Source organism: Psychromonas sp. Urea-02u-13, from assembly GCF_002835995.1.
Taxonomy (GTDB): Bacteria; Pseudomonadota; Gammaproteobacteria; order Enterobacterales; family Psychromonadaceae; genus Psychromonas.
In genome coordinates this window covers 1-24,156 of record NZ_PJBZ01000054.1, presented here as the reverse complement: position 1 = coordinate 24,156, position 24,156 = coordinate 1, and the positions used below count along the sequence as shown (strand labels likewise).

The 24,156-nt window shown below is 38.6% G+C and carries 16 protein-coding genes; 1 reads left to right on the top strand and 15 read right to left on the bottom strand.

Annotation, left to right across the window (positions count from 1 at the left end):
• Positions 1-8: 8 nt before the first annotated feature.
• The 5 genes from CXF74_RS08980 to CXF74_RS08960 form a co-directional block, all read right to left on the bottom strand.
• Positions 9-2,174: a TOMM precursor leader peptide-binding protein gene (locus tag CXF74_RS08980; protein ID WP_101082070.1), complete on the bottom strand. Its 2,166-nt coding sequence runs from the start codon at positions 2,172-2,174 to the stop codon at positions 9-11.
• 49 nt (positions 2,175-2,223) lie between these two features.
• Positions 2,224-3,360 (bottom strand): hypothetical protein, encoded by a 1,137-nt coding sequence (locus tag CXF74_RS08975; RefSeq protein ID WP_101082069.1) that lies wholly within the window; start codon positions 3,358-3,360, stop codon positions 2,224-2,226.
• 23 nt (positions 3,361-3,383) lie between these two features.
• Complete coding sequence (locus CXF74_RS08970; protein WP_101082068.1) at positions 3,384-7,379, bottom strand: TOMM system kinase/cyclase fusion protein; 3,996 nt, start codon at positions 7,377-7,379, stop codon at positions 3,384-3,386.
• 429 nt (positions 7,380-7,808) lie between these two features.
• Positions 7,809-8,876, bottom strand: coding sequence for a porin (locus CXF74_RS08965; RefSeq protein WP_101082067.1), 1,068 nt, complete (start codon positions 8,874-8,876; stop codon positions 7,809-7,811).
• A gap of 587 nt (positions 8,877-9,463) precedes the next feature.
• Entirely contained in the window at positions 9,464-11,212 is a 1,749-nt protein-coding gene (locus tag CXF74_RS08960) for a DEAD/DEAH box helicase (RefSeq protein ID WP_101082066.1), read from the bottom strand.
• 321 nt (positions 11,213-11,533) lie between these two features.
• Between CXF74_RS08960 and CXF74_RS08955 the strand changes: the two genes are divergently transcribed.
• On the top strand, positions 11,534-11,908 hold the full coding sequence (locus CXF74_RS08955) for a hypothetical protein (RefSeq protein ID WP_332870269.1): 375 nt from the start codon (positions 11,534-11,536) through the stop codon (positions 11,906-11,908).
• A gap of 87 nt (positions 11,909-11,995) precedes the next feature.
• On the opposite strand, the gene CXF74_RS08950 is transcribed toward CXF74_RS08955, so the two are convergent.
• From CXF74_RS08950 to CXF74_RS08910, 10 genes are all read right to left on the bottom strand, one after another.
• A complete protein-coding gene (locus CXF74_RS08950) occupies positions 11,996-13,936 on the bottom strand; it encodes a bifunctional diguanylate cyclase/phosphodiesterase (protein WP_101082065.1) in 1,941 nt (646 codons plus the stop codon).
• A 4-nt stretch (positions 13,937-13,940) separates the two neighbouring features.
• Positions 13,941-14,576 carry a transglutaminase-like cysteine peptidase gene (locus tag CXF74_RS08945; protein WP_101082119.1) on the bottom strand — a complete coding sequence of 212 codons (636 nt, stop codon included), beginning with the start codon at positions 14,574-14,576 and terminating at the stop codon, positions 13,941-13,943.
• Between the two features lie 69 nt (positions 14,577-14,645).
• Complete coding sequence (locus CXF74_RS08940; RefSeq protein WP_101082064.1) at positions 14,646-15,248, bottom strand: OmpA family protein; 603 nt, start codon at positions 15,246-15,248, stop codon at positions 14,646-14,648.
• A complete protein-coding gene (locus CXF74_RS08935) occupies positions 15,245-16,645 on the bottom strand; it encodes a TolC family outer membrane protein (protein ID WP_101082118.1) in 1,401 nt (466 codons plus the stop codon). The genes CXF74_RS08940 and CXF74_RS08935 overlap by 4 nt, the downstream gene beginning before the upstream one ends.
• 26 nt (positions 16,646-16,671) lie before the next feature.
• Positions 16,672-18,045, bottom strand: a complete 1,374-nt coding sequence (locus CXF74_RS08930; protein WP_101082063.1) for an HlyD family type I secretion periplasmic adaptor subunit — start codon at positions 18,043-18,045, stop codon at positions 16,672-16,674.
• Positions 18,042-20,219: a type I secretion system permease/ATPase gene (locus CXF74_RS08925; RefSeq protein ID WP_101082062.1), complete on the bottom strand. Its 2,178-nt coding sequence runs from the start codon at positions 20,217-20,219 to the stop codon at positions 18,042-18,044. The genes CXF74_RS08930 and CXF74_RS08925 overlap by 4 nt, the downstream gene beginning before the upstream one ends.
• 195 nt (positions 20,220-20,414) lie before the next feature.
• Positions 20,415-21,668 carry a type I secretion C-terminal target domain-containing protein gene (locus CXF74_RS08920; RefSeq protein ID WP_101082061.1) on the bottom strand — a complete coding sequence of 418 codons (1,254 nt, stop codon included), beginning with the start codon at positions 21,666-21,668 and terminating at the stop codon, positions 20,415-20,417.
• Positions 21,669-21,686: 18 nt separating this feature from the next.
• Complete coding sequence (locus CXF74_RS08915) at positions 21,687-23,135, bottom strand: VCBS domain-containing protein (protein WP_101082060.1); 1,449 nt, start codon at positions 23,133-23,135, stop codon at positions 21,687-21,689.
• Between the two features lie 11 nt (positions 23,136-23,146).
• Positions 23,147-23,311: a hypothetical protein gene (locus tag CXF74_RS21935; protein WP_157822370.1), complete on the bottom strand. Its 165-nt coding sequence runs from the start codon at positions 23,309-23,311 to the stop codon at positions 23,147-23,149.
• A partial coding sequence (locus CXF74_RS08910; protein ID WP_157822369.1) for a hypothetical protein occupies positions 23,284-24,156 on the bottom strand: 873 nt, incomplete at its 5' end. The genes CXF74_RS08910 and CXF74_RS21935, both read right to left, overlap by 28 nt.

The following is a 24,156-nucleotide window of genomic DNA, read 5'->3' as shown; positions in this document are numbered from 1 at the left end:
TAGATCGTTTATATTAACAACGCCTGCTGGTTTAATTCACTTTCCAATTTTGGTTTTTCTAACCAGCCCATTTTAACCGGTACTTGATAAAGACGCTCGGCAGCAAAGTATGGAAATATGTGGCATGCGCCAGGCAAGATAACTTTAGCAGTATGCAATACCATATCTGGACGTGTGTAATTTAAGGCTAAAACATCTAATCCAGCATTCGTTGCTTGTTCGAAACAGAAATGTAAATCATCAACGATATCTACATTCTTAGGAGTCATAAAATCAGACAGTTCAGTGGTTGCTTTTGACGGGAATAAATAGTCTTTCTCTTTTATTTTATCAAATTCAAAAGGGGCAACATTACTATGGCGTATTTCAGTTATTTGACATAACTCTGTTAATGCACGCTGGCAGGCAATAATTGGATCGATGTGACAACCAAAGCCAAAACTAAATGTGTTATCTGTTTTGTGCTGGGCAATGGCAGCAACAACAGGGATATTTAAGTCATGCGTTAGGTCTAGCGTCCAATACTCCCATTCTTGCCCTAAAGTATATTGCATTTGCTCTATCAAAATAGGGCTTACAACATTCCATTGAATAGCTGGTTTTTGTAATTGGTTATACCACCAGATTGACACCGCATCTCGTTCTACTATTTCTAAAAATGCTTGTAACAGCGCTTCTTCTAATGTGTTACCCGCAGCACCACCATTATGGTAGAAACGACTAAATTTTTGCTCTGCATAAGGAGTATGCGCATAACAATAACTTAAGGGTAAATATTGCGTTTTATGTTGGCTTAATGACCATACAGGCGTCCAATGTATTGGCACATTTTTATCGTACTTAGCAACAGAATACAGTTGGTGCTCGACATTGTTTTCTTGCACACAAAAATCATGATATTGAGACTCACTATAAGGGGATAACTGATGAGGAGAAATGTAATCATCATTTATTAACGCAGATAAATGATGTGGCTCATCACCTTGAAATTGTGATGCTAATCGTTCAATTGCTTCACTTAAAGCACTGGCTTTTGATTGCTCTTCGCTAATACCTTTGCCCATGGTGGTATGCATAAAAGTTGAATTTGATAGTTTATAAGTGAGGAAATCAAGTGTCATCGGAGATTGATAAAAACCACTTCGATATATTTTACTGGTTTTATTTGTATCTTTTGACAACATTGATAAATGCGTTAAAAGACCAGATAAGGGGCTTATTAAACCAGTCAGTTTCGCGTTAGTTTTTTCTGGTGTAAGGCTACGAACGCCACCATCTTTATATTGCGTCTTGACTGATAAAGACAACCTAAGTGCTTTGCTTACTTGCTTCTCATAATATTTATCGTCTCCACATGACGGGCACTGAGGTCGATAAATAACAGGATGTAATCGCGGAATATCACTTAATACTGATAGCTCATATAAGCTGTCAGTATTCTTCTCTATTAACAAGCGCTTTATTAACGGTAAAGCATCAGTTAAATAGGTCTCTATGGTTTCTTTACAGTTAAGTCTGGCTACCGAAATTGGGGATGCTCTATTTTCCCCCTGATCATACTGAATCCATTTTAATACATCATTTGCTTTCATCCGATACTGTAAACACTGCCAGCACGCCCTTCCTGCCAGTCCTGAAAAAAAAGGACCAATTAACGCCCTTTCACCGGTGAGTTTAAGTAATAACCAAGATTCTTTCAGTGAATTAAAGTGTTGTTCTATCTCTTTTATACGCGGATCTAAATAGTCATCAACAATCACTATATTAGTTTTTTCGGTTATCTTCGTCGCAATCAACAGTGCTTTTATGCGATCTTCTTCAATGCATTGCGATAACATAACAAGACTATAACCATCAGATTCCGATTTAAGTTCGTAGGCTACCTTAAAATCAGGATGAAAATACGACTCCCCCTCCACATCCAATGGAGCCAGATAGTCAGAATCAACAAGAGATTGAATACAATGATGTAAATAGGCTGCGTACTGAGGGTTTACCCCCATCGAATAGTCTATAAGTGTTTTTCCACTACTAATAAAATCATTAACAGCGTTGTAGGTTTCAATTTCTAATAATGAAGATATAGACTCAGACACAAATTTCACGTGCAAATTTGAAACAGTAGCAACAGTAAATTTACGGTGCCAATCTAACCGTTGATCAAAAATATTCATATAGTTTATTCATTAGAAGTGCCCAGCGACTGAGGTCGCTGGGCATAGGTTAACAAGAGAATGGATAGCCAGAGTTATCAGTGTTGTAGCTCATTAAAGCGACTGGAGAAAGACTTGCTTGCTTTGGTGGAGCTGGAATAGCAAGTATTAACTCTTGCAAAGGAAGTTGAGGATTATTATATTTTTTCCCTGCTTTAAGTCCACGCTCACCTTGTTTATGTACCAAACTATTACAGGTCTCCTCATCATATAACCAAACCCATTTATCTTGGGCCTGGTCATAAACAATATTTTCATCTTCTTCTAATACGAGATCTAAATAAAATGGGTAGTTATAACCTAATAATTGCTCGATTAATTTAATCGTTTGGCCAGGTTTATGTGCATCTTTGTCTTTGGTTATAATAAGTTTCCAAACATCATTATCTGTCCACATTAATGCAACTAATTTTTGCATTGCGGCACCAAATGATAAATAAGTACCTGTATCATTATTCAAATCATAAGAGGGTTTAGGTTGAATAGGGGCAAGTGAATTGGCAATCAATTCAGTAGGATTATCATATAATAAAGGTTTACCGTATTCTTTTTCATAAAATATTGCGTAAGCTGGTGAAAAATAAACACTGTAACGTCCTACGTTTTTAATAAATAATTCAGGATCAGTATTAAAAAGCTCTTCCGTGAAATGCAAATCTCCTAATGTATTCGCTCCAGAGTTTTTATATTCAAACTCTTTTTGTTTTTGCGGGTCTTCATCAGTAAACAACCACGAAGAAATAGCGCTATAAGACGAAAGTGCATTAGCTAACTCATAACCACCGACTTCTGGCGCTTTAGGTAATTTTAGGACAATACTATTGTTGATATAAGGTTGAACTAAATACTCTCCATTCGTAGTGTTAAAGAATGGAACAACGCCTTCATACCAAAATAGATATGGGTTATCTTTACACGCTACTTTTAAAGGATTTTTAGGCCCTAATTCTTTCATAAAAGTTACCCAGTATTTATCTTTAAATTCTGAATAATCACTCGGGTCTTGAAATCTAAAATCAAGTTCTTCGCTATTACATGTTACTAAAAACTGTTCAATGCTTTCGCTCTCAGACCAAATTTTAGCACTTGATCTCAGGTGTAACTGACGTAAAGAAGTTAGTTTTTCTGGGATATTAAATTCTTTCATTTCACTTTCATTCCTTTAAGTTATTAAAAATATTTATGAATATCTTTTTCGATTTCATGAACAATATGAATCGCACCCATTTTCTTAGCGATATCTCTACCTTTCTTTAAGTCGTTGAGTGCAATTTCATTTTGTGCGGGGTAGTGATCTAGTCTGCATAGAGCACGACGTTGATATAATTGTGGTTCGTAATAATGTTCATTAACAGACTCACAAAGCGCAATGCATGACGTTAATCTTTCTAGTGCTTTTTTATACTCTTTCTGATTAATAAAAACATCTGAAAATAGAGATGAAAAGAATGCAACGGCATGCTTAGACTCTCCAATTTCTAAGCCATTTAGATATTTTTGCTCGTGCGTCGCATCATTAATTGCCCAGCTATAAATTGGGCCTCCATAGGCTTCGTAAATGGGCATACTGTTTTCTTTAGCGACATTTACTAATTCAAAAGCAGATTGCTCACAGGCGCTATGATCACCTTGGTATTGATGCACAATACTTAAGTACATTAATGAAATACATAATGAAGGCGGATGATTAATTAAGCGCGCTTTAGCAACACCTTTCTGAGCAAACTTCAAAGCATTATCTACTTGCCCTAAATCCCAATAGACACGTCCTAATAGTGCCCACGCAAATGATTGGTAATCCCAACCATAAATATTGATATGATCTGTTTCTTTAATGTCCACGTTATAAGTAGCTGAGCGTAAAGCATATTTCAAGGCAACTTGAACTGCTGGCAATTCATCTTCACTTATTTCATCATTATCGGTTATATATTTACCAACAAAACCACCGGTATAACGATAATAAGCTAATGCACCAAAAATATTCGCTTTGTCAGAAATAGGCGCCTCTTTTACAACACTTTCTAACTCTTTTTCTACATTTTCTAAATCGCTACGTTGTCCAGAAACCAAACCAGTAAACATTCTCCACCATAGCAGAGGGATAATTTCATTATTATTTTTAGATGGTTTTGCTTTTAATAATTCAATCGATATATCAGTACACTGTTTCACTTTCTCTGAAGCCCAGCCGTGAGTTTGCATATAGGTAGTGGTAAGCAAATTATTAATAGCAAGTTTCATCTCTATCTGTTGTGCTTTGTCTAGATGATCACTCCATAATAAAATTTGATCGGTTTGTAATACAACCTCTGCAGTGGCTAATTGTTCTAGGGCTTGATTGGCAGACTTAAGCCCAAATGAGACTGCTTTATTAAACATTTCAGCAGATGAAAAGTGTGTAGCAATAAGAAATAAACTACTTGATTGATGGTTTTCTAGTTGCGATTCTAAACTAAGAGCAACTGTTTTATGTTTTTTTTGTCTTGAATTTGAAGGCATTGACTCATAAGCAGCATCTCTCACCAAAGCATGTTTAAAGAGGTAGCTATCACCAGTAACACGACGCTTTTGTAAAATAATATCTGCGCAGACTAACTCATCTAAGTCTGTTTGTAATTGTGCTTCACTGCGGTTTGATGAAGCAACTAACAGGTCATAATCAAACTCTCGCCCGATAGTGGCAGCAAGCTGTGCGGTCTCTTTGCTGTACACCAAACTATCAAGTTTTTGTTGCAAGGAATCACGCAAGCTGGTTGGTAGCTGGGCGATTTTTTCACTATTGATAAAATCGGTAATACCATTGATATGTTGGACCAAGCCCTTTTGTTTGAGCATATCCACCAATTCTTCAATAAACAGCGGAATACCATCGGTACGGCTGAGCACTGCATTCATCACTTGGCTTGCGACATTTTGATTATCAAAAAGGTTGTTAATAAAGCTTTTACTGTCCTGCTCGGTTAGTTTGTTTAATGCAATGCTTTGATAAATTTCACTGTCAAATATTGCGGGTAACGGTTGGCGAGAGTTACTAATAAACACGTTATTGCTGTTTTTAAACGACTCAGATGTTGATAAATGATGAATGAATTCAAGACTGGTTGGGTCTGCCCAGTGCATATCTTCGAATACAAATAAGTTTGCTTGTTGGTTATCCTGCTTATTTAATAATGCGTTGAGCGTTTTAAATAACAACTGTTTTTGCAAATCTGGACTTAAACTACTCGGTGCCATGTCATCGAGTAGTTGGTAGCCTAACCAAGCGCATAATATCGGTAAAATATCGTCAAGGTTAATCTCATCAAACAATGAAATTTCTGTGCTTAATTTACTGATTGCATCACTGTCTGATAAGCTAGTTAACGCGTATTTGTATTTTAAAATATTCAGGATGGGATATAAGGCGTTATTGATATGCTCTGGTAAACACTGGCCCATAAAGTGGGTGTATTGACTGCTTTGATGTCTAAACTCAAAGGTTAAGCGTGATTTACCAATACCCGCTTCGCCAAATACGTGTGCCAGTTTCACTTCGCTATCTGATGTTTGCAGCGCACGTAATGCGCTTATCTCTTGTTCTCGCCCAATAAACAGGTGGTTATTGTGTGCGGCCCGTAAGAAACCGAAGGCCTCTACATGGCGCTCGGCCATTAAATTAAACAAGGGTGTAGTGGTTGAACTTACCCCTAACGGTTGATGGCTTACAGGGTTAAATTCAAGGTAACTTTGTAGTATTTTTTGACTGCTATCAGAGCATAATATTTGATCGTTGCCCGCCAATCTGACCAATTGTAATGCAATATTGGCAGTATCACCCTCTGGCGTTGCATCGGCATAACAGGTTAATAGCCCTGTATGAATACCAATTTTAATCTCTAATTGAATGCCTTGATTCACTTTTAATAATGCATTACGTTTCTTAAGATCGCTGATTAAATCCAGCGCTGTTCGTGCACAAAGCCTTGCATCGTTATCACTGGCAGCTGGATACCCGTAATAGAACAGTTGCGTATCCCCTAACGTGCCTACATGAAATGCCCCATAACGAATGGCGGTATCTAAACATTGATTTTTTTGATCACGATGCAAGGTATCAATTACCTCTTGATCGACCTCTTTTCCCTTGACAATATGTGCATTTAAACGCACCGCCATCACTGTAAATTGTTTGCGCTCTACATGGCCGGTATTAAAAATAGGATTATCGTTAATCAGTGTTACATCGTTGTCTAACACGACATTAACCAGGGTCGCCTTTGATTCATTGTCTGACTGTAATTCACCCACCAAATTAGCCACATTAATGTGCTGAATCTCATGATACAAATCAGGGGCGTTCACACTGCGTAGGTGCGCTTTTTTCTGTAATACTCGGCGTAATAAAGCAGCTAAAGGGTGACCCACAATGGCACTAGGCAACGCCACATTTTCTTGGCTAAGTTGTTTATGGAAAATAGAGGCTAAATTCGATCCCGACATGGCAGGTTGACCCGTTAAACACTCTATAAAGACCAAACCCCACACATAAAGGTCGGTTTTAACCGTTGCGGGCTCACCACGCAACTGCTCTGGTGAGCTGTAGGAAGGTGTACCTAAGGTTTCCTGGGTTAAGGTAATGCTTTTGTAGTCTTGAACACGTGCTTCATTCACTAACGTGCCGATACCAAAGTCTAATACTTTGATATGTAATTTGGCGGCACTTTCTGTGAGCATGATATTCGCGGGTTTAATGTCTCGATGTACCACGCCTTGTTGATGCGCATGTGCTAAGGCATCTAATACTTGCGTCATCACATCGGTGGCTTCAACGGCGGATAATGCGCCGGACTGCGTTAAACGTTGCTTAAGGGTTATCCCCTCAACGTATTCAAATACGGCAAATAACAGATCACCACTTTCGCCTTTATCTAATAGGCGCACAATATTAGGATGCTGTAAGCGGCTACCCAGCAAGGTTTCACGTTCAAAACGTTCGACATAACGTTGGCGTTTATTGTCATCAAAATCATTGCTAATCGATAAAAATTTAATCGCAACAGACTGGCCAGTATTTACTTGCTTTGCAAGGTACACATGTCCAAATCCACCTTCGCCTATTTTTTCTAATAATTGATAGGCAGATGAGTCGAACTGCTGGGAAATTTTATCGTTTAGAAGAGTCATAATAATAGATTCTTTTTGTTGATGGGCACCATTTATAGTTAAAAAGAATACGGTAGCTTTATCTATAGATCAATGTACTTACGTAACAATTACAGTCGAATACGGATATAACTCTCAATTTTTTGTAACCGTTTTAGTAAAAACAAAAAACACCAACAAAGAGTAAATAAATGAAATGTTTTTGAAGTATAAATGTGATTTGTTTATTAAAAAAGAGATATGTATTTTACACATCTAATAAAAAACAAAAAATAATGAAACCACGATTTACTTGAAAAACGAAAGAGTTAGATTAATAAAAATATCAATTTTGATTTAATAGGAGGCAGGTAATAAAGAAATAAGCATGGTTTGTAGAGGTAAAAAAAAGGACCAACTAAGTTGGTCCTTTCAATTTATAATTTAATAAAAACGTTTCGTTTTACAAAATTATAGGTAGATACGTCCACCGATCATCCAAACGTTGTCGTCTTTATGACCCGCTAAATCAGAGCCTAAATCAACTTGGTAACCAACATAACCTACTACGTTTGATAGGAAGTTATATTCAACTTGTAGTGCAGATTGGCTGTAAACTGTTTTGCTTGAAGACTTTTCAAGTAACTTAGCATCTACTGCTTCGTAGTTTAAGCTTACGTTAATGCTGTTTTCAAAAGCGTATGCAACGATAGCTTCCATATCTTGTGCTTCAGCGTACCTAGATTTAGATTTACCACGGAACACATTTTCATTGTCACCGTAAACAGCCGCTACATAAAGACCTTGGCCGTATGAACCGTATTTAGCTGAAACATTTGCAGCTGTTGACTCTTTTGTTTGGCCAGAAAAATCGATATCACCTGCATTGTATGCTGCACCAATCGAGAATTGAGCAATATCAAACGATAATGCAACTTGGTAACGCGCATCATATGCTGTAGTTGTTTCAACATCTTTACCATCTGCAGTATTACTATCAATACTAGTGATATCGTTAGCACCCTGCCAACCTAAACCTAGGTTTAACGCCATGTTGCTACCGAATTCAACACCATTGCGGTAACTAATCATGTCATCAGCACGACCCGTACCCATTGCGCTCATGTCACTTGGGTATAAGAAGTCATTTGCGAATGCGATTGGCATATCAGCATAACCTGTTACATCGTAAGTAGGTGCCCACTGTGTACCGATTGCAGCGCGACCGTAAGCTTCGTGTGTTAAACCAATGTAAGCTAAACGAGTGCTAAGTGCTTGCTCGCCACCTGAAGTATTGATGCTCCATTCAAGACGTGCGTCTGCAGCAAAACCATTACCTAAATCACGTGTTGCGCCGAAGTTAATACGTGGAGAAACTGAATTTACTTCAGTATCGTCTTCATCAGAACCAATTAATCCACCAGAAAGATGTCCGCCAACAGAAAATGTGTTTACTTCATCGTTGTATAATTCAGTAGCAGAAACGCTTGTCGCGATGAATAATGCAGGGATAACTGTAGCTAATATTGTTTTTTTCATTTCTTAATACCCTTTAATTTACTTAATTAATACTATAAGTCCTTGTGCAAAATCCTTTGCACATTTCGAATATTTCGAATATTTCGCATATTTCGCAAGCAACAATACCAAGAGTATTTTTTTTTGCAATTAAATTGAACTTTTTGAAAAAACCTAAAAACGGTCGGTTTTCAACCTAAAAACAACAACTCAATAACATCCACAAACATCCACAAACATTTAATCAAAAACAAACCAACAAAAGACACGAAACTTAAAAAACAATAACTTACAAAGTAAAACTTTCTTATTAAACGTCTAAACTTAAACTTGAAAACATTTTATTTTCATATCTTTCTGACGATTGAATGACACTAAAACCGTTACATACATCACATTAAGTGACATAAACTTATTTTTAAATAGTTCGATAACGAACTTAAAACGTGAAGGAAATCACCATTAACACAAATAATATAATGGGTAATAACGATATATTTACTGCTTAGCGAGTAATAAATAGGGTTAAGTACTCGTAAGATCTGCTATTAAAGGTTTACTTTCTTAACGTGACAATAGGGATATTCCTTTTTCTGGAGGGGATAAAACTATTCAGTGGTGTCTTGGTAAAAAGCGAGATCAAACAACTTTTCGCGCACTTTCCAAAAACGGCCGTCTTTGTGGGCAATAACAATTTCTGGGTGACGTAATCGATGCTGGTTTTTGATCACTTTTGTTGGCGCGCTGTCTGTAAACTCACGGTGTCGATCGATGAGATGTGGTTGGATAAATTGTTTTAAAAAATCACGTTTTTGCGCTTTGCTTGAAACTTGCCAAATCTGTTTGATTTCTGCATTATTTTCGCCCTGATACGTCACGGTTAATTGGGTTTTATCAAAGCGATTCTTACTGGCTTCAAGTTTCATATCAACACATTTTATGATCATGGCATCTTTCAAGTTCATTGCATCACGTAATTTTTTATCGGGGTCGACCAATACGTGCTCGCAACCATTGCATCGACGTGCCGCAATGTCATTCGCCTCACCACATAATTCACAGATTTTAGCGCGAAAACGGTAACCACAAATATCACGACTGCCATCTTCTAATAATTTATAACCTTGGCATTGGCGTCCATAATGCTCAATCACAAAACCTGCAGGGTCGACCTTTGCCCAAAAATTATTGTTAAACAAACAAGCAGGACAAGGAATGGTCACCATCTCACTTTCACTGTTCGGTTTAGGGTCGCCTAATTCGGGCTGATAAAGGTCATAACAGTTACCTGCAAACTCCATCACCAGGCAATCTTTCTTACCTTCAAATAAACGTAAACCACGACCGACAATTTGCTGATATAAACTCAACGATGCCGTTGGACGTAAAATAGCAATCAAATCAACGTGTGGTGCATCAAAACCGGTTGTCAGTACAGAGACATTGACTAAATATTTAATTTTCTGTTCTTTAAACGCATTAATAATACGGTCGCGCTCTTCAATAGGCGTATCGCCAACCACTAGCGCTGCATTCTCTGCCGCTAAATAGCCCATTATCTCTTGCGCATGATTGACGGTTGACGCAAATATCATGATACCTAAGCGATCTTTTGCCTGTTCGATGACTTGCTTGATGATTAAAGGTGTTGCGCGCTTCGATTGCTTTATCACCCCATCTAAATCAGCTTCTCGATAATTTCCAGATTTTGACGCGTTGATCGACGAAAAATCATAACCTAATACCGCCATATCCATCACTTTAGGCGTAGTTAAAAAGTTTTCATCTAATAGAAAACGAATCGGTAAATCAAAAATACAATCACGGAAAAAACGATCTTCTGCTGAGCGTACTTGCCCACGGGTATGGTATTGATATATCCAGCCGAGTCCTAACCGATAAGGTGTTGCGGTTAAGCCTAGTATTTTCAGTTTGCTATTATTTTTTTGCAGGTGTTTTATGACACGCTGATAAGCACTGTTTTCATCTAACGGGACACGATGGCATTCATCGATCACTAATAAACTGAACTGCTCACTAAACTGATCAAGGCTATTCACAATCGATTGTACCGAGGCGAATACAACTTGCTGGTCAGATTCTTTTCGCCCTAAACCCGCAGAAAATATAGAAGCTTTAAGATCGTAGCTTTCATACTTTTTATGGTTTTGCTCAACTAGCTCTTTAACATGCGCCAATATTAAAACACGGCCACGTGCAAGACGCGCAAGCTCTGCAATAATGAGACTTTTCCCCGCCCCTGTTGATAAAGCCAACACGGCAGGATCACTGCTTTTACGAAAGTAATGCAGTGTGGCATTGACGCTATCTTGTTGATACGGGCGAAGTGTGTACATTATTTTCCAACTTGGAGCGTTTAAAACGTAGCAGTGTAACGTAAAAATAGTGATAATGGATGTATATACCCAAACTACCTGAAGATGCAGATTCAGAGGCTCGCTCGAATGTCAGATTAAGACGCGACATGAAGATAAGGGTTATTCCCTTTTCGAATGTTGTAACGCAGAGCTGGCTTTCGAGCGAACCTCCCGTAGGGCCAGGTGAGAGGTAACCCTCTTCAGTGTTATGAAGCATTGATTTAGAATGACTAAACCTTCAACTTCATGCCTTGAATATGGCCACCTCTCAACTGGCTGATTCCTGCATCTTCAAGTAGCTTGGGTATCAAAACCGCATTAGCCGATGAACATATGGCTTTTACTGTAATAGATACCGACGGACAAAAAATGACAGATATTAGTAAAGCGCAATTGGTCGAACAGCTGCACCTTTGGGGCACTCAAAAAATTTCAAACGAGCAGTTACAAGATTGGATGGTGACACATTATGATCCACCTGAAATAGCCATTGGATTAGGTGAAACTGAATGGGTAAGTGAGGCGATGAATATTATTATGAACGAATATGAGTTGGCAAAACTTGATAAATTCAAAATCGAAGGTTATCAGTTTGCACTTAGCTTTTTAGACAGTGATGAAGCGACTTTTTACCAACGTAAACATAATTTTGTTCATGAAGGTTTCTCTGATTAATAGACGTTTTGAACGGATATTAATCAGTTAGTAATACCCTACTATCGGCGTGTCATGTTAGATTGAAAATGGCACGCCTAATTCCCCTTAACGCTTGTCTATTTCAACCGGCGGCATGATATAACCCTGGTAGCCTTCAGCCCTTAACGGCTTAATAGTATTCAAATGCTTTTCATCTTCAATACCAGTAATAATTGCCTTAATATTTAACCCTCTGGCAATATTAACCAATGCACGACAAAGCTCTAAATTCTGCTGATTTTCTTCGTTTTCTTCATTGTTATAACATGAAAGCGACATATCTAATTTAATGTAATATGGCTTTAACTGCTGTAAATAAGTGAGTGAACCCATTTGTCTGCCACAGTTATCTACGCCAAATTTTGCGCCACCTTGAGTGATAATGTCACAAAGCAGCAAACAGGTGGTTAAGTTTTGTGTAATACCCGCTTCTGGCATCTCAAAGTGTAACTTTTCAGGGTTTTTCACTTCCGAAAGATAGGAAGCAAGCCAGAGATGAAAATCAGGGTTAGTGATACTTTCTCGCGACAAGTTCACCGCAATCGGTTCACTATTTAGACTCAACAAGTTATTACTTTCTATCGACTCTAATAAGCATCTATCTAATTTATGACCCAATGAAAAACGTTCAATATAAGGCATGAATTGGCCCGCACGTATCACTTTACCAGCCACTTCTAAACGACAGTATATTTCACGATGGATCACTTTATCATCACGACATTGTTGAATATGCTGCCATTGGAAAAGAAATTTATTTTGGTCAATCGCTTCAACCAGCTCATCTCGCCAATCTTCACGACTAAACTCTTGATCTTCTTCGACAAAGAACCAATTACTTCTCTTATTCTCATTTAAGGATTTTTGCAGTGCATTATCGGCCTGTGATAATAATTCAGCACGAGAGACACCTTCGCTTCGCTCGCTAATACCAATCGCAAAACCCTGATTGGGTTCACTACCTGCGTTTAACATCTCTTGATTAATTAATCGAATCAGCCCTTGTAAATATTCGCTAACCTGTTGTTTATCCACTTCGCGAATCAAAAACGCAAATTCCGTATTTGATATACGTGCTACCAGTGTCTCAGAAGAAAATGGTAAGTCTTTACTCAGTTTTTGAGCTAATACTTTGATGGTTTCATCACGGACCTGGTACCCATATTTACTATGAATATCATCCAACCAGTTAAAATCGGCCAGTAATAATGCACCAAATCCGGGCGAATCTAACCAACTATTAAGCTGCCCTGTAAAATATAAACGATTGGGTAACTGTGAAACATGATCGCGTAAGGTATTGTTTTTAAGGTTGTCGACCTCATCATCTAATGCGCTAAATACTTGTTTTAGTTGTCCGGACATTGAGTTAATCGCCCCCACCACTTCTTTTAGCTCTTTGGTAGGAGGTAATGGCATATCAGGGTGGAATTTTCGTTGTGATACATCAGTGGCATGTTGGGCAACTTCATGTAACGGTTTTAAAATTCTTTTTAAACGTAAACGCAAAACCATAATAGAGATAAGAAATAATGCGGCTAAAATCATTAACGTATCATTCATAATACGCCACAACTCGCGGTATCCGATGGCAGGGTTAGATTCCACTTTTAGCGTCGCTAACTGCAACCACCCCGAGGTAATAGTGACCTCTTTACTCTGCGTTTCGAAGAGGTTTAAATTGATAAACCATTGCGGCACTTTTTTAATGGTAATGCTATTTTCCCAGACCTGCTGTTTCTGGTCCGCAAGCCAAGTTAGATGAACTTGTTTATAAAACCCACCTTCAAAAATCACATTTACCAAAGTATCAACTGTCGCTGCATCGCCGGTTTCTAAATGTGGTTTTAACATCAAACTTAATGATGTGACTGTATTATTCAGATCTGATTCCATTTGGTTAACCATGAAGGTTTTGGTTTCAGTAAACTGAAAATAGACCAAGCTGGACATCACTAATAAAAACAATGCAAATAACAGTGAATTTATCTGATTAAAAAGGGTCATTATTTTACTCCATTCTCAATTTTGGTTGTTTTAGGTTTGAGATCCCCATGCGCTGATTTAAATCTGTCCAACGTTTTAGTCGTTGCGATTTTCCTGCGAGTACACCTTGGCCTTTCTTTTTATTGAGCCAAAGTTGTTTACCGTTAAAGCTGTAAACGGGAATAAGATCTTTACGTTTTGTGGCAGGCTTGATTCTGCCGTCGATATTATCAAGAATAACAGGCACTGAACCGGGTGTTTCATAATAGGCAACTACCATATGGTACTGGTCTAGTGTTACTGCTTTTACCATAGTAATACGCATTTTTTTATCAGGGATGCCAAGCTCTAATAAGGTAAAATATTTAGCGATAGCAAAGTCTTCACAATCGCCCGCATTTACACCTAAAAATTCAATCGGTGTTGCCCAGTAATTACTGACACCCCAGAGTTTAATGTCATCGGTAAAACGTAATAAGTTAAAAAAATTATTAACACTTTTAAGTTTTTGAGCTTCATCTAATGCAGAGGATTTATTCATTAAACGAAACCACGCCTTACCTCTTTTTCCTGCTCGTTCACCATAATTACTGATAAGCGCAGCGACAATTTGTGGCTCGTTCAATTTGCTCGTCTTTTTTGCATACAATACCGATACCATAACCAGCAGTAACACACTGATTATCAATATTCGGTACACAGGTAGTGCAAGCAAGGTTTTCACTGTTTGTTACTCTAGTTCGTCATCAACGCTGTAGATGGTCCACTTCATATCAGTAAGACTTCTATCGCTACTAATTTCAGCAACAATACGACGATTTCGAGCATGAATATATTCATCATCTCCCTCAAGTAATAAATTTTCAAAACCATAACCGACAGCAGTAATACGCTCATCAGTAATATTGAATTTTTTAATTAAGATGTTTTTAATCGCCTGAGCTCGATTTTGTGATAATTTTTTATTGAGCGCAGCCTTACCGCGAATACTAGTATGACCTTCAATAGCGACCTCAGTTTGTGGATACTCAATCATAAAATCAGCGAGTTTTTCAACTTCAAAAAGGTACTCGCTTTTAACCGCATATGAGTTATTATCAAAATTGACTTCTAATTTACGATGCACTGTTTCAACCGTATTAGATCCACAACCATTATTACTCACTTGAGCACCCGTATTACTTTCAGGGCACTCGTCACGTGCGGAAATAATACCGTCACCTTCGCTATCGCTTAAGTCAAATTTTTGCACCGTTGGTTCTGCTGTCATATCGATCACTTGTACTGAGCAAGCAGATATAAAAAATATACCTAAAAATATTACAAATTTCATTGCCTTACTCCCCCATCAAACTGTTCTTCACCTAACCAACTTTCTGGGCGGGTTACGCGTAATGAGTCCACCAATAAACCTATAGAGTGCAAAATACGATATTGCGCTGAAATTTCTGTGAATTCAGCATCTAAGAAGTCACGGCGGGCTTGATATAATTCGTTCTCAGTATCTAATAAGTCTAGTAAACTACGTTGGCCAATTTTAAATTGCTCGGTGTAATCTGATTGTGTATCTTTAGAAGCAATAACATGCATTTTGATATATTTCTTTTGTAAGTTTAGTTGCTCAAAAGCATTCCATGAGAGAATAAATCCTTCCGTTACTTGTCGGTGCACATTACGGTTTAATTCTTTGGCTTCACTCATTTTATATGCTGTTTCTTTGGCATAAGCATCATCTCTACCTCCGGAGAAGATATTGTAAGAGACACGTATCATCGCAATCACTTCATTATTTTCTCCGCCAACGTCACTGCCGTTTGCTTTACCGTCTTCACCATCTAGATTGTCATTAAAATTAGCGTTAACATCGAAAGACACTTTCGGATAATAGCTAGATTTAGCCGTATCATGCTGCGCGCGCGCTGACTGAATATCATTAGTCGCAGACTTAATAACAGGATGATTGATAAGTGCTGACGCGAGGCCTTCTTCTTTCGTTTTTGGTAATAAGGCGCCATCAGGATACGGAATGACTAAATTGTCGGGACGCTGCTCAATCACCCGATAAAACGTAACTTTACTGTCTAAAAAGTTATTTTTAGCTGCAATTAAATTGGAATGCGCCTTAGCAAGACGTCCATTAATTTGCGAGAGATCAGCTGAGCTGCCAAATCCAGAGTCCGTACGGATTTTAATTTGTTCATATATCTCTTGATGCGCTTCAAGATTTTTCTCCGAAAGCGAGACTAATTTTTCAGCTTTAATCAGGTCGATATACACTTTACTCACTTCAAGCGCTAAATCTTCTGCAATGCTGTATAAACGCCACTGCTCTGCACTCGTTGCGTAACTCGTACGGTCAACTTCACTACTGGTATGAAAACCACTAAAGAGTTCCTGTTTTAAACTTAAACCGACTTCACGTCGAGGAAGCTCTTCGGTATCATCACCTCCAGCTAAACCCGTGCGTCGTGTACCTGGACTATCGGTATACTCATATCCAATACCTGCGGTAGCATCAATCGTTGGCCAATAGCCAGCTTCAGCTTGCTCAACCTGTTTTTCAGTTACTTTAAAACGTGTGTAAGCAGCACGTAACTCAGGGTGCGTATCAAAGGTAAACGCCACCGCTTGTTCGAGAGATTGACTGTTTACTGCAGTAGGTAAAAATATTGCACTACACAATAGCCCTAGTACCGTTTTTTTTATTAACTTGAAATAGGTTTTTTTCATAATATCTCCATCACTATGTTCCATTCTTAATACTCCCTGAGCGCGAGTTCTTTCGCCCTTAAAAGAGGATTCAAAATATATTCCAGCACTGTTCGTTTACTGATCATTACGTCAACACTGGTCATCATCCCAGGAATGATTGGCATCTCTCTATTGTCCCTACTGTGCATGCTTGATTCAGTTGTTCTCACTCTTATAATATAAAAACTGTTACCCTCTTCGTCTTGTGTAGTATCAGCACTAATGTGCTCAACAACACCTTCAAGTCCCCCGTATCGGGTAAAGTCATAGGCTGTAACTTTTACCACTGCAGGTAAACCGACGTATAGAAAGGCGATATCCTTAGGAATTATTTTTGCTTCTACTAACAATTTATCTTCCGATGGCACAATTTCTAATAATACTTCCCCCGGTTTGACGACTCCACCCAAGGTGGTTTTGTGCAGTATTTTAACCGTGCCAACAACCGGTGAAATAATCAGTGCTTTACTGACTTTATCTTGTGCGCCGACCTGTGCTTCATTAAGACGGGAAAGTTTAGATTGGAACTCATTGAGTTGAGCTCGTGCCTCTGTACGGAATTTAAAAACTGCTTCTCGACGTTTGAGTACCGCTTCTTCAAAAGATGATTGTACTTTTGGTTTTAACAAACGTAAGGCACTTAGTTCACCTTTAATATCATTAACGGTGCGCTGTAACTTTAACAACTCAACTTCAGGAACAATTCTTTTCTTGGCCAAAGGAATAGTTAATTTTAGTTCACGATTTGCCAATTTCAAACTGCCTTTAAGGGTCCAGATCTTAGAGGTGAGCTCTTTAACTTCTTGTTCACGCTGTTTAATTTGCTGGCCTTGAATAGCAACTTTATTTTCAAGATTGTTTAACCGAGTATTATATTCATCTTGGTTACGCGCAACCAGCTCTGGAGAGTTGTTATTTAAGTCATCCGGAAACTGTAATTGTGTTTTTTTTATTTTCACTTGTAGCTGCCATGCCGCCACATCAGCCACTAAGACATGACTTAATTCCGATCGCAAACGGATAATATTAGCACGTAGAGAATCTACTTCTTGTGTTTGCTGCGCCATATCAGAGCGAAAACGTGTATCGTCAATACGTGCAATAATTTGCCCTTTGGTTACCTGCATGCCCTCTTTCACGTAAAGCTCTTGTAAGATACCACCATCAAGACTTTGAATAATTTGTACCTGTGAAGAGGGGATTATTTTGCCTTCTCCACGTGTTACACGATCAAGCTCTGCGTAATAAGCCCAAACAATAAAACAGGTAAAAAGTGCAGCCATAGACCAAATAGTTAAACGGTGCACCGTTGGCGTTTGCGTTAAAATAGCACCGTAAACATCATCTGCCATTTCTAAATCTTGTTTACTTATTTTCATACCTGAGTCCTCTGTTTAGGAGCACTGTTTAATAGTCCATTTTTGAGTTTGTCTAATATTGCATCTTTATCACCATCTGCGACCAAATGCCCTTTATCAAGCACAATAATACGGTCCACTAACTGCAACAGATGCATTTTATGGGTGATTAAAAAGAGTGTACGGTGATGTGCAGTCTGCTTCATCGATTCGATAAACAGTTTTTCAGCACGTGCATCTAAACTGGCTGTGGGCTCATCTAATAGCAACATCTGTGGATCATTCAAAATAGCACGCGCTAATGCAACCGCTTGTCTTTGCCCTCTAGAAAGTGATTGCCCTCCTTCACCAACTTGTAACTCTAATCCTTGCGATTCCATATCAGTAAACAGACTCACACCGGATAGTTGAACCGCGCGGATTAACTGGTACTCGGTAACCTGTTTAGTACCAAATAGAATATTGTCTTTGATCGACCCGTGAAACAGCACGATATCCTGTGGTAAGTAACCAATATTACGGCGAAGATCACTCGGATGAATTTGTCCTTGATGCAAACCATCGTAACGAATGCTGCCTTGGTTTGGTTGAAACAACCCTAAGAGTAGCTTGGCAAGGGTTGTTTTACCTGAACCGTTACGACCGATAATCGCAATTTTTTCACCCGGTTTTACTTTAAGTGATAGCGGATATAACGCAGACTTTTCTATATCAGGGTAAGTAAAAGTAACATGCTCCATAACAATATTACCTTCAAGCTTAGTACGGCTTGCAAGGTGGCCTTTATTTTCAAATTCACCTTCTTGTTCCATGATGCCATCAAGCTGTCTCAATGATGTCACAGTTTGATTATAACGCATCATTAAAGAAGCAATTTTAGCCATTGGTCCAACAGCACGACTAGAGAGCATTACCGCGGCAATAATTCCGCCCATTGAAATAAGCCCATCGGAAACCCGATAAACGCCTAATACGATAACTGCGACAACCACCATCTGCACAATGAAACTAGAAACGTTTGCCACTGAGTTAGTAATGATTTTTGATTTAAGTTGCCAGTTCGAAGTGTGCCCTAACATCTGCTGCCATGCGTTTTGTACAACACCTTCAGCACCATTCGCTTTAATTGATTCAAGCGATGAAAGGCTTTCAACTAAATGCCCATGTCGCAGACCAGAGAACTTATTGCTCTCTTCAATTGCATGACGTAATCGCGATTGTACAAGTAATGCATAACCCAATATCAGTACGGTTGCGATGACCGAGAAAATCGCTAAATCCCCCGCTACAAGGTAGATAATAAATACAAATAAGAAAGCAAAGGGTAAATCAACTAATGCCGTCACCGTAGCGGATGATAAAAATTCTCGTACACTATCAAACTCACCAAGTTGCCTCGCCATACCACCAACACTCGGTGCACGTTTGGCTAATGAAATACCAATCACTTTGGCAAACAATTTTGAAGAGGTTTGGATATCTATTTTTTTACCGGCAACATCAATCAGGTATGAGCGGAGTTGCTTAAGAATAAAATCAAAGGTATAAGCAATAGAGGCGCCAACAGCAAGTACCCATAAGCTCTCGAAGGCTAAATTAGGTACAATTTTATCGTAAATATTCATTACTAATAACGGGGATACCAAGGCAAATATATTCACTAATATTGATGCGATAATCACATCACGATAGATAGGAGCAGATTCCCGAATGGTATCCCATAACCAATGTTTTTCATTCTTACCTATATGTACATCAAAATCACGATCGCCATGGTATTTCTGTTTAATTAAAAATAAGTAACCGACATAAACAGACTCTAGCTCTTCAATAGTTAACAGCTCTTCTCCGCCTGTTTCAGGTAGTGAGATAACCGCTTTATTTTCTTTAATATCTAAGGATTGTAAAACGCATGCTTTTTGATCTTTAAGCATCAAAATGCAAGGCAGTAACATCTGCGGAATATTATCGAGGCTTTTACGACTTAACTTCGCACTTAGGCCTGCACGCATGGCTGCTTGTGGTAATAATTCAGGAGAAAGCACACTACTGGTTAATGGCAGTCCGGCAGCTAATGCTTCAGCAGAGCAAGGATTACCAAAGTGCTCACTTAGTAAAACTAAGCAATCTAATAAAGGGTCTTCGCTGATACGCTGTGAAGCGTTAATAGTCCATTGTGCCTGTGCTGATGACATTTGAATACTCGAGTCAGTGTGATTTTTACAAGTATATAACTTATAAAGAGTTATATGCATTATGGAGGTTAATAAAAGATAAAATATACAATAAGTGAGAGATAGGGAGAAGTTACCTATTCTATAAAAACGATGAAAGCATATTGTTTTGCTTTCATCGTGACAGGCTATCGAAACGCTAGTCCCTACTTACTTTTACGCATGGTCCTCGGGAATAGTAATTAACAAGATATCAGTATCAACACTGGCGTTCTCTCCGATAAATAAAGCACCATGATGACCACCTGTTAGCAAATCATTTATGATAGTGACATCATTGCTGCCGAGGTCTATCCCATCCAATACAATCGTTTGTGTTATTTCAGCATTACCATCTGCATGTACACTTATTGTAGTGTCTTGACCATTACTTTCAAAGTCTAAGAAATCATTCAGGTTATCGCCATTACTGATATGCAAAAGATCACTGATATCAATCACATCGCCTTCATCAAGTGCAAAGTCTTTAATATGATCGACTCCAGTATCACCGTCTAACCAAACAAAGGTGTCAGCATCTAAACCACCAATTAAAGTATCTTGGCCTTTGCCACCAATAAGTATATCACTACCTTCTCCACCAATTAATGTATCAGCTTTTTTCCCTCCGTCGATTATATCAGCTTGCTCAGTACCAATTAATCGGTCAGGACCATTAGTGCCGGAAATCTCATTAAACAGTAGCTCTACTGGCTCAACAACAGGCTCTGCAGCCGGAGCCTCTAACGGTTCAACAACAGGCTCTGCCGCTAGAGCCTCTAACGGTTCAACAACAGGATATTGTAATGCAGTAAGCACTTCGGCCGCAGTCGAAGTAGAGACGTCTACAATCAGGCTATCCGTTAAGTTTTCAATGACTTTGGCTTGATCAACGCTACCATCTTTTTTAATACCATCTAACCTAATATCATCCAAAATAATTGTCTGGCTTAAATCAGATCCAAGCCCATTTACGTATATTGAGATAACAGTGCTGCTATTTTCATAAGAAAAGACTAAATAACTTCCTAAACTTGTCGTGCTAGGTAATAGTTGGCTGAAATCCAATTTATCTTCATCAACTTTAAAATCAGTGATGTGATCCGTTCCACCATCTACATCATCAGACTTCCAGATGAAAGTATCTGCATCTGACACATTCTTACCGTATTTTTCACCGCCACCGGTTAAGATATCGTTACCTAGTCCACCAATTAGACAGTCATTTCCAGCATCACCTCGCAATACGTCATTACCCGTTCCGCCATCTAACGTATCGTGACCTAAACCACCACGGAGACCATCATTGTGGCTACCGCCATCAATATAATCGTTTCCAGTATGGCCATATAATAAATCAGAGCCTGATTGACCGTATATAATATCATCACCACTTCCGGCATTTACTACATCAACTTTATTAGAACTCACGTCTTCAACTAGTAACTACTAATATGGTGTAACTATGGTATCTAAATCACTTGACATAGTACTTGTAGCCTTTAATGTCTCAACTGAGTTTTCTAAGTCATCGTCACTTTCATAACCTGAACTTCCTGTCTCTCCTGCGTAAATAATATCATTTCCAGCACCCGTTTCGACATGGTCATTTCCAGAGCCACTAGATATTATCTGGGCTGAGTTAGTAAATTCAATACTGCCTGTTTTAAAGTCAGAAACAAAAGTTCCATCCGGTTTTGTGAAAGAAATTGTCTGATTTCCACCAATGTCAACTTGAAGGTTATTCTGATTTGCCGACCAATATTCTCCAAATAAAACTCGGTAAGTATCATTTAACGTACCACCATTTAATATTGGTAAAGTATCTACACCATCACTTGCAGCTGCACCGTTAATCACGATAGTAATATCATGTGCCGAACCATCTTCCGATCGAACTGTATAAACCTCAGTCACCGTTTCATGTTTATCAAGATACTGTACTTCAATGTTATCTACTTGATAATTCCAAGTCCCATCGCTACTAATAACAAGCTGACCTAAAGCTGAATTATTATCAGATAAGTTATTGTTGAAAGTGACATTAGTAGTAAATATTGGAGAGTCATTATTGTTTATATCAGAAACAGTTAATTTTCCATTGTCCGAAAGGACATATGTACCATTGACAATTTCTATCTGAACGTTTTCCGTTACAGATCCATTATCATCACCTTCAATAATTGAGGGATCATTTAAACCACTCACAATTAGGTCAACCATCGCAGTATCTGACTCACCAGTGCCATCTATACGATCATTGACAGTGTATTGAAAACTGACTTCTTGGTTTTGACCAACGTTTAATGATTGCAATGAATCGACAGGTGTAAACAAAATCTTGCCATCAACCAATTTTGCATTACCGAGTAATACACCACCTGAATCAGACACACTAACAACCGAACCATTTGTAACACTCTGTCCCTGAATATGAGTTATTGTTAACAAATCGCCATCTGGATCACTGTCGTTATTTAAGGCATCAATTGTGATAGCTGTGTCTTCGTTTGTTACATATTTTGATGTTTGATTTATCGTAATAACTAAATCATTATAATCATCATCACCGCTCGGTGTATCTTCAATACCAATGGTAAAGCTAGTGCCAGTCCCATTATCAGTTTCATCAAAGTAATCTTCATTGCCCTCATTTAACGTATGGTCTTGGTAATAAACATGACTGCTTATAACAACACCATCTGCAGTTAACTTCCCATCCACATTAAAACCTAATTCTATATTTTCAAAGCCATTCCAGGTATCACCACCTTTTGCAACAAGAATAAACTGAACATCCTTTCCTTCAATAGTCATTATTGGGTTGCTATCACTAGCCGTTGCTGAATTAGTATTTGCAATAACAACCACTGGATCAGTTGCAACGCCATCGATCACTGAATATGCGATTAACGTATTGCTATAACCAGCATCTTCAGAGTTAAAAATATTTCTGTGCTTAGGCCATCATCTTTGGCGATAGGGGGTTCGTTTACAGTTTCATCAATATCACTTTCCGCTAAAGTCAGCGTAAATTCGGTTTCATTTAATGCCGTGTCTTTGGCAATAACCACATAGTCACCGCTGTTGCCATTATCATCCGCTTCAAAATCATTAACGTGGCGGTTGCACCTGCGTCGGTGATCGTAATCTTGCCCGCATTGTCGATGCTGTAAAAACCATCTTCTGAGGTTTGGCTATTGCTGTCTTTGAACACGTAACTTGCAACATCGGTATTCTCGGCTAATGAGCCCACTTCCGCGCCCGATACTTGATTTTCTGCGTAAGTGACCGTTTGAGCGACAACACTTGGCGCTATCTCATCAATATCACTTTCCGCTAAAGTCAGCGTAAATTCGGTTTCATTTAATGCCGTGTCTTTGGCAATAACCACATAGTCACCGCTGTTATCATTGTCATCTTGTTCAAAATTATTCACGTGGGCTGCAGCACCCACTGCCGTGATGGTGATTTGCCCGGCATTGTTAATCGTGTAATAACCATCCGCAGTGATTTTTCCACCATTTTCAAACGTGTAACTCGCGACATCCGCATTAGCTTTAAGTGTGCCAACAACCGCATCAACACTTTGATTCTCGGCGTAGCTAATGTCCTGATCAATCACCGTTGTGTCTGGTTGAGGCTGTGGCTCGATAATTTCAGTTGTAACAGCAAGTTGTAAGGCACTATTATCTGTTATTTCAACATTCTGCGAAGCAAAGTCAAAACCTTCCGTTTGAAAATCAGAACTTGCTTGTGTCTCAGCACCATCACGAGAGAAGTCTACCGCAGAAGAGCTCCCACCGTCACCAGTTTCACCGGCAGCGGTTTCAACATCTTCAATCGGTTCATCATTTTCTTCAATAGCAGCTTGAATCGCTTCAATTTCAGCAAGTTCTTGCGCATCAAGATCGATATA